Origin of the sequence: Sagittula salina (genome assembly GCF_017813235.1) — a bacterium.
Taxonomy (GTDB): domain Bacteria; phylum Pseudomonadota; class Alphaproteobacteria; order Rhodobacterales; family Rhodobacteraceae; genus Sagittula; species Sagittula salina.
The window spans coordinates 1-250 of the sequence record NZ_JAGISH010000079.1 but is presented as its reverse complement, the minus strand read 5'-3'; the positions used below and the strand labels follow the sequence as shown (position 1 = coordinate 250).

General features: G+C 34.4%; 1 protein-coding gene. It reads right to left on the bottom strand.

Annotation, left to right across the window (positions count from 1 at the left end; all coding sequences use genetic code 11):
* A partial coding sequence (locus J5474_RS22630) for a DEAD/DEAH box helicase family protein (protein ID WP_209364278.1) occupies positions 1–250 on the bottom strand: 250 nt, incomplete at both ends.

Below are 250 nucleotides of genomic sequence, written 5' to 3'. Positions count from 1 at the left end.
AGTCAAAGAATTCAGGGCTAAACTGCTTGTAGATGTTCTTTTCTTCTTCTGAACCTGTTACTGCTTGATAAAGTGACAGATAAATTTCATAACTCTTATCAATCATACGATTCGAGATTTTAGTCATGTGCTGACCAAAAGGTTTAAAGTCCTTGTTCTTGGTTTGGTCTACTAGAATATTTCGATCAGCTAAAAATAATATCCGTTTTTTTGCACCGGCTTTCCATAATCGCCAAATAATTTGAAAAGC